The sequence below is a fragment of the Vibrio injensis genome, from assembly GCF_001895205.1.
Taxonomy (GTDB): domain Bacteria; phylum Pseudomonadota; class Gammaproteobacteria; order Enterobacterales; family Vibrionaceae; genus Vibrio; species Vibrio injensis.
The window spans coordinates 1-8603 of the sequence record NZ_BDJF01000015.1 but is presented as its reverse complement, the minus strand read 5'-3'; the positions used below and the strand labels follow the sequence as shown (position 1 = coordinate 8603).

General features: G+C 38.5%; 8 protein-coding genes. 6 read left to right on the top strand and 2 right to left on the bottom strand.

Annotated elements, in window-relative coordinates; all coding sequences use genetic code 11:
• The first annotated feature begins 263 nt into the window (after positions 1-263).
• The 3 genes from BSR11_RS05130 to BSR11_RS05115 all read left to right on the top strand — a co-directional run bounded on the left by BSR11_RS05130 (position 264) and on the right by BSR11_RS05115 (position 2925).
• On the top strand, positions 264-1817 hold the full coding sequence (locus BSR11_RS05130) for a TIGR04141 family sporadically distributed protein (protein WP_072669391.1): 1554 nt from the start codon (positions 264-266) through the stop codon (positions 1815-1817).
• Between the two features lie 146 nt (positions 1818-1963).
• Positions 1964-2482 (top strand): GNAT family N-acetyltransferase, encoded by a 519-nt coding sequence (locus BSR11_RS05125; RefSeq protein ID WP_072669390.1) that lies wholly within the window; start codon positions 1964-1966, stop codon positions 2480-2482.
• A 152-nt stretch (positions 2483-2634) separates the two neighbouring features.
• On the top strand, positions 2635-2925 hold the full coding sequence (locus tag BSR11_RS05115; RefSeq protein WP_072669389.1) for a hypothetical protein: 291 nt from the start codon (positions 2635-2637) through the stop codon (positions 2923-2925).
• Between the two features lie 193 nt (positions 2926-3118).
• Here BSR11_RS05115 and BSR11_RS05105 read toward each other — a convergent pair whose 3' ends face one another.
• On the bottom strand, positions 3119-3388 hold the full coding sequence (locus BSR11_RS05105; RefSeq protein ID WP_000277238.1) for a type II toxin-antitoxin system YafQ family toxin: 270 nt from the start codon (positions 3386-3388) through the stop codon (positions 3119-3121).
• Positions 3381-3659 (bottom strand): type II toxin-antitoxin system RelB/DinJ family antitoxin, encoded by a 279-nt coding sequence (locus BSR11_RS05100; RefSeq protein WP_001258569.1) that lies wholly within the window; start codon positions 3657-3659, stop codon positions 3381-3383. The genes BSR11_RS05105 and BSR11_RS05100 overlap by 8 nt, the downstream gene beginning before the upstream one ends.
• A gap of 1630 nt (positions 3660-5289) precedes the next feature.
• Here BSR11_RS05100 and BSR11_RS05090 point away from each other — a divergent pair.
• The 3 genes from BSR11_RS05090 (at position 5290) to BSR11_RS05080 (ending at position 7748) form a co-directional block, all read left to right on the top strand.
• Positions 5290-6333, top strand: a complete 1044-nt coding sequence (locus BSR11_RS05090) for a DUF262 domain-containing protein (RefSeq protein ID WP_072669388.1) — start codon at positions 5290-5292, stop codon at positions 6331-6333.
• Positions 6326-6934: an MAE_28990/MAE_18760 family HEPN-like nuclease gene (locus tag BSR11_RS05085; RefSeq protein WP_072669387.1), complete on the top strand. Its 609-nt coding sequence runs from the start codon at positions 6326-6328 to the stop codon at positions 6932-6934. Before BSR11_RS05090 ends, BSR11_RS05085 begins: the two co-directional genes overlap by 8 nt.
• Before the next feature lie 148 nt (positions 6935-7082).
• Positions 7083-7748, top strand: coding sequence for an AbiV family abortive infection protein (locus BSR11_RS05080; protein WP_072669386.1), 666 nt, complete (start codon positions 7083-7085; stop codon positions 7746-7748).
• Positions 7749-8603: the final 855 nt, after the last annotated feature.

Below are 8603 nucleotides of genomic sequence, written 5' to 3'. Positions count from 1 at the left end.
AGTCTGGGTCTCACTTTACCCTTATTCGTTAGTTATTATCCATACAAAGCATTTAAGAGGGACAGCCAACGCGTGGCATTTTTATTATGCGTTAGTTTTTGTGATTACGGTGTTATGCGGAGAGTTGGTAGTAGCGTTGTCTGCCCCTTAATGCGGCGTTAGGCTATTTATCACGACTGCCCATATTTATGACGAATGTCATACCATATGAATAACTTTGATGAGATATTGGTTTTGTATCTGTGGAAGTGGTGAGGGATTAAATGAAGCTCAATGTCGTTGCATACCTAATTAAAGAAGGCTACGAAGAGGCCGACATAATCAACCCTAAGAAAAATGCTAGGAAGATCGAAGTTAACATAAACGATAGCACCTACAGTCTCTACATTAAGAGCGCGAGATCTAAGCCTAAATGGAGTGATATTTTTTCCAATCATCCTGATGTTGACGAATCCATGTTTTATGCTGAGAGTATTTGTGGAATGTTTTTGGTAGAGGCAGAAGGAAGGTTAATTGCTTTTACATTCGGACACGCGAAGTCACTACTTTTTCCACATGTAATTCAGCGCGGTTTCGGACTACGAGTATCACTCAATATTGGTGATTCAGAGCAAATTAAATCAATAGATAAGTCAACATTAGACAAAGTTGCACTTAAGACACGCTCTCAAACTTCTAAAAATACAAACGTTTCAGATTTTGATTTCGAGTTCGATCACGAAATTTTAAAGTCAATATCTGCTGTTGTTGATACTGAAGATGAGGAACTAGAAATTGTCTCAGGTTACGACTCTGTATCCTTATATACAAAAGTAAGTCTTGAGGAACTACCTAAAATTGCTGACAGAATAATGTCCGCATATGCTTCGGATAAGTATTTGTCCAATTACCCTTGGGTCGACTTTATACAAGCCGTAACTGATCCGGAAACTATATCAATATTAAATGATAATATAGTTCAGAAATTTAGCGCCCAAGATTATGACTCAATTTGGATTGCATGTCCTGAAATAATTGATTATGGGGACTTTTCAGGTTTTGTGTATACAACAAGAGCCAAAAAAGGTTGTTCAGTTTGCATGCACCCTGAACTTGACTTGGAATCATATGTTAAAGAAGCTAAATTGAAGCTACCAACAAATGTGGAGACATTAAAGCGTAAACAAGTTTACGCTTATAACTCTGCTGAAATTCAAGTCAAGTCATGGTCAATTTTTCGTTGTCTAAATGGAGAAGTAGAGTTAGAAGGCGATATATTCGTTCTAAATGATTCCCAATGGTATAGAGTCGAAAGAAAATTCAGTAATTCGGTTAACGAGTATTTCAAACATTTACCTAGATCGAAAATCGACTTCCCACCATATGGAACTCTTACAGAAGGTGAGTATCTCAAAAAAATTGCAGATGGTGAGAACTTTGCCCTTTTGGATCAAAAATGGGTCCACCCTCAAGGCATAGGAACTCGAATAGAATTTTGCGACTTATTGTCTCAATGCAATGCATTTATTCATGTTAAAAAATATGGAGCCTCTTCGGTATTGAGTCATTTGTTTTCACAAGCCACTGTTGCAACTGAACTATTGTTAAATGATAACTCAGTGCTTGCACAAGTGAACAAGCACTTAGACGATACTTACTTGAGTGTTGTGTTTAACAAAGATGAGTCACCTCGTACGCATAGAGTTGTCCTCGCAATTATGCACAAAAAGAAAGGTGAGGTGCACTTGCCATTTTTTTCAAAAGTAAACCTGCGTCATCACAGTCGAAGGTTACAAAACATGGGCTTTACCGTTGAACTAGCTAAGATAGACGCATAAAAGCCTAACAAACGCTTCAAGAGGGACAGCCAACGCGCGGCATTTTTACTATGCGTTGGTTTTGGTGATTACGGTGTTATGCGGTAAGTTGGTAGTAGCGTTGTCTGCCCCTTAAGCGGGCGTTATACCTTATCGGAGAAAATAACATGGAGTTAGCTGTACCATCGCAAGAGTTTAAGTCTGCCTTTGAATGTTTTTATGATGACTTTGCTCAAAATGATGTTGAAAATGCAGGTTATTACCGTGATGGCAAAACTAATTTTACCAAGTACGTTGAACGATTAAGTGATGAAGCTGCTGGTATAAACTTACGTGAGGGTTATGTCCCGTGTAGTCATTTTTGGCTAGTTGACAATACAAGGTCAATTCTTGGCGCTATTCGTATCCGGCACAATATCGGCAATGAATTTCTTGCTCTAGAAGCTGGTCATATTGGGTATGATATAGCGCCTTCTTATCGTGGTAAAGGTAACGGTAAGTTAATGCTAAAGTTAGCGTTGCCAAAAGCCATTGAACTAGGTATTGCACGAGCGCTGATTACGGCCTATGAAGATAATTTTGCATCAAGAGGTGTAATTGAATCGAATGGTGGTGAGTTTGAAAAAATCGTTATGGGTAAAGTTTTTCCGAGGCCTTTGGCTAGATATTGGATTAACTGTCAGTAACGGTATAACAAACAATTCAAGCAGACCCTCAACGCGTGGCATTTTTGTTTTGCGTTGAGTTTGGTGATTACGGTGTTGTGCGGTGAGTTGGTAGTTGCGTTGCTCACCCCTTAACCGGGCGTTATGTTTTCGGGATAACTTGAGGAACAGAAATGGATTTCATTTGGTTGGTTTTAGCTTTGGGCGCTGCTGCAATATTCTACTATTTCGTAATATATTCGAAGCCACAGGATGATGATTGGCACAAATTACCGACACTTGAGGATTATTTGATAAAGCATCCCGAATGTAAAACGGCAGATTCAGAAAGTGCGAAATGCTTTAGTTGTGGTTCAGATAAAGTGATTTTTCAACCATTAACAGCTCATGCTGATCATCGTTATAAACATATTTGCTTATCTTGCAAAAAAACACTTTTTAGAAGTAAGGCAATAATGTCTTAAATTAGTTGATGATCCTAAGAATATTTACAATAAAATCATCTAGTTGTAATAAAACATAACAAACGGTTCAAGAGGGACAACCAACGCGTGGCATTTTTACTATGCGTTGGTTTTTGTGGTTACGGTGTTATGCGGAAGCTTGGTAGTAGCGTTGGTTGCCCCTTAACCGGGCGTTATGTGCACAATTGACTCATTAGAATAAATCACTATGTGAACCAATGCGCGCTAGTTGTAGTTGATCGTTAAAAACTCGATAGATTAACACTAGGTCGGGTTTAATGTGGCAGTCTCGAAATCCAACCCAATTTCCAGTTAACGGATGGTCAACATTCTTGGGTTCAAGCTTTTCGCCGCGTTGCAGCTTAGAAATAACATTGCCGACTTCAATGATGTCTGAAATCGGCATCTTAGTTATCTTTTTGAAATCTTTTTTAAATTGTGTTGAGTATTCGAGTTTATACATGCTTAACTTTGCCTTCAGTAAGCTCATTCAGCATAGCTTCAACGGATTCAGCTTTATGTCCTTTTCCTTCAACGAGCTCTTGAATTGCAGATGCAGTAACCTCGTTAGGCTGTGGAACTCGCAGCTCAAAAGGGATTCCACCATGATTAATAACCGCTTTTGCAAATAACTTTATGGCCTGTGATGTACTTAGACCCATCTCATCACAGACGTTTGTGAACGCAATTTTCGTGTCGTGGTCAATACGCGTGCTTAGCATTTCCGTTCTCATAAATAGTACCTTTGTGCATACAATGTATTACATAGTTAGACAAATTATATGTGCACATAACAAACGGTTCAAGAGGGACAGCCAACGCGCGGCATTTTTACTATGCGTTGGTCTTTGTGGTTTACGGTGTTATGCGTTAAGTTGTCAGTGGCGTTGGCTGCCCCTTAACCGGGCGTTATGCTTTATTGAACCTCAGCAAAATCAATATATAAATTTTAATGGGAAAACTCAGTCTGATTTGGAAATTTTCCTATTCTAATTTATTGATATTATGAGTTTATTGTTCTTTTTTGTGGCGATTGAAAGTTGAACGAGGCTTTTGTGTTTTTGTCGGCTTTTGCTCTGATAAATTGTGTACGCAAAAGGTTCGATTGTTGCTGAAAGGTCTCTTTCTTTGGCGTTGCTTGCTCATTGATTCCACAGGCTATTTCGCTTCAGTATGTTTGGGATCTCATGAACATCTTACTTGCTGACAGTGTTTGGTTAGCGCAAGTTTATCGATGATTGTGCGCTTTTGTCCGGCTTTGCTCTGATAAATTGTGTATGCAAAAGGTTCGATTGTTGCTGAAAGGTCTCTTCCTTTGGTGTTGTTGACCCATTGATTCCGCAGGCTAATTCGCTTCAACTTGTTTGGGATCTTATCGGCACCAATGATTGTTGAAAGTAGGCTGGTTTGTCATTTTGAGTTAAACTGCTTCGAACAAATGAACATTGTAAAAGTTCAATATAATCAATAAATAATAAAGCATAACAAACGCTTCAAGAGGGACTTCCAACGCGTGGCATTTTTATTATGCGTTGGGTTTTGTGGTTACGGCGTTATGCGGAAAGTTGGTAGTAGCGTTGTCAGCCCCTTAAGTGGGCGTTATGCTTTATTGAGCCTCAGTAACATTAAGGCACAAATTTTAATAGGAAAGCTTGGTCTGATTTTGGCGGTTTTTCATCCTAATCAATTGATAATATGAGTATATTGTTCTTTTTTGTGGCTACTGAAAGTTGAACGATGCTTTTGTGTTTTTTTCGGGTTTTGCTCTGATAAATTGTGTACGCAAAAGGTTCGATTTTTGCTGAAAGGTCTCTTTCTTTGGCGTTGCTTGCTCATTGATTCCACAGGCTATTTCGCTTCAGCATGTTTGGGATTTCATGAACACCTTACTTGCTGACAGTGTTTGGTCAGTTCAAGTTTATCGATGATTGTACGCTTTTTTCCGGCTCTGCTCTGATAGATTGTGCTCGTAAAAGGTTCAATTATCGCTGAAAGGTCTCTTCCTTTGGTGTTGTTGACCCCTTGATTCCGCAGGCTAATTCGCTTCAACTTATTTGGGATCTTATCGGCAACAATGTTTGCTGAAAGTAGGCAAGTTTATCATTTTGAGTTAAAGTGGATTGAACCAATAAATTTTTAAAAAGTTCAATTTAATCAATGAGTAATAAAGCATAACAAACGCTTCAAGAGGGACTTCCAACGCGCGGCATTTTCATTATGCGTTGATTTTGGTGGTTTTAGTGTTGTGCGGAAACTTGGTAGTAGCGTTGTCAGCCCCTTAAGCGGGCGTTAGACGAATATAGGGCAATCGATATTGCCTGTGGTAAAATAAAATAAATTAGTTCAGAACAGTTGGTTATCCTAATGTTAGAAGAAATCATTTCAAGTAAAAGAAATTCACTGAAAACAGATCGATTGGACATGTCATTTGGTGAATTAATGAATATGTACGAGGATGGAGATCTATTCATTACTCCAGAATACCAAAGGGTATTTAGGTGGTCTCTATTTCAACAAACTCGGTTCATTGAGTCTGTTTTGTTAGGCATCCCAATTCCTCCAATATTCGTAGCGGAAGATGATGAAGGTAAATGGGAGGTTGTTGATGGATTGCAAAGAATTTCAACCATTTTTGCGTTCTTTGGGCTTTTAGAGTCAGTTCCAAGTAAAAATAATTCAACTCTTACTGAAGGTGAAATGGTTAAAGAACTAAATGAAGTTACCATCAGGACCTTACCTTTGAAGTTGAAAACAACGATTAAACGGTCAGTTTGTCGAGTTGAAATTGTTCGTTGGGACAGTAAAGAAGATGTTCGCTATGAGTTATTCAATCGTTTGAATACTGGCTCAAGCCCGCTGTCAGAGCAAGAAATTAGAAACTGTATTTTCCGTTCGTACCCTGTAGACCTCAATCAAGTATTACGTGATGTCGCTAAAATACCTGAATACGAACAGTTAATCAGTCCTTCGTCAAAGAAGAAAGAAGAAATGTTCTTAGAAGAACTTGCTCTTCGATACTTCGCATTTAAGCACTTAGAAGGTAATTTTAAAACAACTGTAGCCCAATTCCTTACGGAGTTTATGCGCGATGTATCCAACTCGTCGATTCCATTCGACATTGAAGGTGAAAAAGAAGAATTTGTGAAATTTATTAATTTCCTACTAGATAAGTTTGGAAAAGAGATTTTTAGGCCCAAAGGAAACTTTGCTAACCATATTTTCGACTCACTAGCATATGCCGTTCCAAAGTCATATAAAACTATTGTCGGAAATGAGGCAGAAATCGAACGTTCGATTCGAAGATTGCTTGATGATCAAGCGTATAACTCTATTGGTACCAGTACATTCTCTAATATGAGAATTAGAGCCCGTATGGATCGAGCAATGGAGATTTTTGAAGGTGCATAGAGTTGTTGAAGAGATTTCAATAAACAATGAGTGGCGAGATGGTGAATTTGCAAAATATAAAGCAAATTCACTTAACGTAGAAGAGCAGCTTTGGTGTCGAATGTGCATCCCAATGATCTATGCGCACTGGGAAGGTTTCGTGGTCGATGCACTGAAAATCGTCTTGAAACATCTAAATCAACAGGGCTTACAGTCAACTCAACTACCAACCAATTTAGTGGTTGTTAGCCTCGGTGATGCGTATCGAACACTAAGTGGTAAACAGTCATTTGAACAGAAAATTCAATTTACTCATAGTTTTAATGAGTTGCTAGGTAAGCCGCTTAAGTTCAAAACGAAAGTTGATACAAAATCAAATCTTAAAAGTAATGTCTTTAAGGATTTATGTTTCGCATTTGGTTTTGATAGCTCAAAGTTTACGGGACAACTGGACGAAATTGATAGATTGGTAAATATACGTAATAGCATTGCGCACGGTGAAAATTCTATACAGCCAGATATGCAAAATATTGAAAAGTATATCACTGCTGTAAAAGATGCGATGGATTTGTTGCTGTATGAAATTGACGATTATCTAAGTGAGCAACGATACATGGCGTAAATATTCGTCTAACAAGGCGTTAAAGAGGGATTCGCAACGCGTGGCATTTTCGTTATGCGTTGATTTTATTAGTTTTTAGTGTAATGCGGTGAGTTTGTAGTTGCGTTGCTCACCCCTTAACGCGGCGTTATAACTCATAGGAGCAATAGTGAGCAAAAATTTGAAACAGTGGAAAAATACACTTAGTGCAAGTGAGACTGCAGATGGGATGAATTTTGCTCAACAAAATGCGAATCGACTGTTGAGTGACGCTGAAAAACTTTTTGAACTTGAAAGTTATCCGACGGCTTATTCAATAGCTGTGTTAGCAATTGAGGAAGCAGGCAAAGTTTCAATCTTACGTCAGTTAGCAGTCGCAAGAGATGGCAATGAAGTCAAGGATGCTTGGAAAGCTTATCGCACTCATACAAAAAAGAATGTGATGTATGTATTTCCATATTTGGTTGCAAATGGTTGTACAAAACTGCGTGACTTTGGTGGTATTTACTCCGAGAAAAACGATTTTCCAGAGCTACTAGACGATCTGAAGCAAATCGGATTTTACACAGATTGTTTAGGTCAAAAACATTGGTCAGTTCCTAGTCAAATAATTGGCAAAGAATCAGCTGATAATATCATCAGAATTGCTCGTATTTTGTGTAAGCATCAAACATATACTCCAAAAGAGATTGAGCTTTGGGTTAAACACATTAAGCCTGTGTGGAAATCCTCAATGCCAGAAATGAAAGTGGCTTTAAAGGCATGGTTCAATGAGATGGTCGATGAAGGTTTAGCTAAAGAATTTGATATTCCCTTCGAAGAGTTTGTCGGTTAAATGAGTTATAACAAACGCTTCAAGAGGGACAGCCAACGCGTGGCATTTTTACTATGCGTTGGTTTTGGTGATTACGGTGTTATGCGGTCAGTTGGTAGTAGCGTTGGCTGCCCCTTAAGCGGGCGTTATGCTTTATTGAGCCTCAGCAAAATCAATATATAAATTTTAATGGGAAAGCTTGGTCTGATTTAGAAGTTTCCCTGTTCTAATTTATTGATATTATGAGTTTATTGTTCTTTTTGATGGCTATTAAAAGTTGAACGAGGCTTGTGTGTTTTTGTCGGGTTTTGCTCTGATAAATTGTGTACGCAAAAGATTCAACTGTTGCTGAAAGGTCTCTTTCTTTGGTGTTACTGGATCATTGATTCCGCAGGCTATTTCGCTTCAGCATGTTTGGGATTTCATGAACATCTTATTTGCTGACAGTGTTTGGTTAGCGCAAGTTTATCGATGATTTTGCGCTTTTGTCCGGCTCTGTTCTGAAAAATTGTGTACACAAAAGGTTCAATTATCGCTGAAAGGTCTCTTCTTTTGGTGTTGTTGACCCCTTGATTCCGCAGGCTAATTCGCTTCAACTTATTTGGGATCTTATCGGCAACAATGTTTGCTGAAAGTAGGCAAGTTTATCATTTTGAGTTAAAGTGGATTGAACCAATAAATGTTGAAAAAGTTCAATTTAATCAATAGGTAATAAAGCATAACAAACGCTTCAAGAGGGACTTCCAACGCGTGGCATTTTTATTGTGCGTTGATTTTGGTGGTTTCAGTGTTATGCGGTAACTTGGTAGTGGCGTTGTCAGCCCCTTAAGCGGGCGTTATGTTTTTTTCAGGAAAATTATGATCAGAGAAATTACG

Excerpts from the sequence above, each read along its gene's own strand:
- BSR11_RS05130 (WP_072669391.1), top strand. The coding sequence starts at position 264 with ATGAAGCTCAATGTCGTTGCATACCTAATTAAAGAAGGCTACGAAGAG.
- BSR11_RS05125 (WP_072669390.1), top strand. The coding sequence starts at position 1,964 with ATGGAGTTAGCTGTACCATCGCAAGAGTTTAAGTCTGCCTTTGAATGT.
- BSR11_RS05115 (WP_072669389.1), top strand. The coding sequence starts at position 2,635 with ATGGATTTCATTTGGTTGGTTTTAGCTTTGGGCGCTGCTGCAATATTC.
- BSR11_RS05105 (WP_000277238.1), bottom strand. The coding sequence starts at position 3,388 with ATGTATAAACTCGAATACTCAACACAATTTAAAAAAGATTTCAAAAAG.
- BSR11_RS05100 (WP_001258569.1), bottom strand. The coding sequence starts at position 3,659 with ATGAGAACGGAAATGCTAAGCACGCGTATTGACCACGACACGAAAATT.
- BSR11_RS05090 (WP_072669388.1), top strand. The coding sequence starts at position 5,290 with ATGTTAGAAGAAATCATTTCAAGTAAAAGAAATTCACTGAAAACAGAT.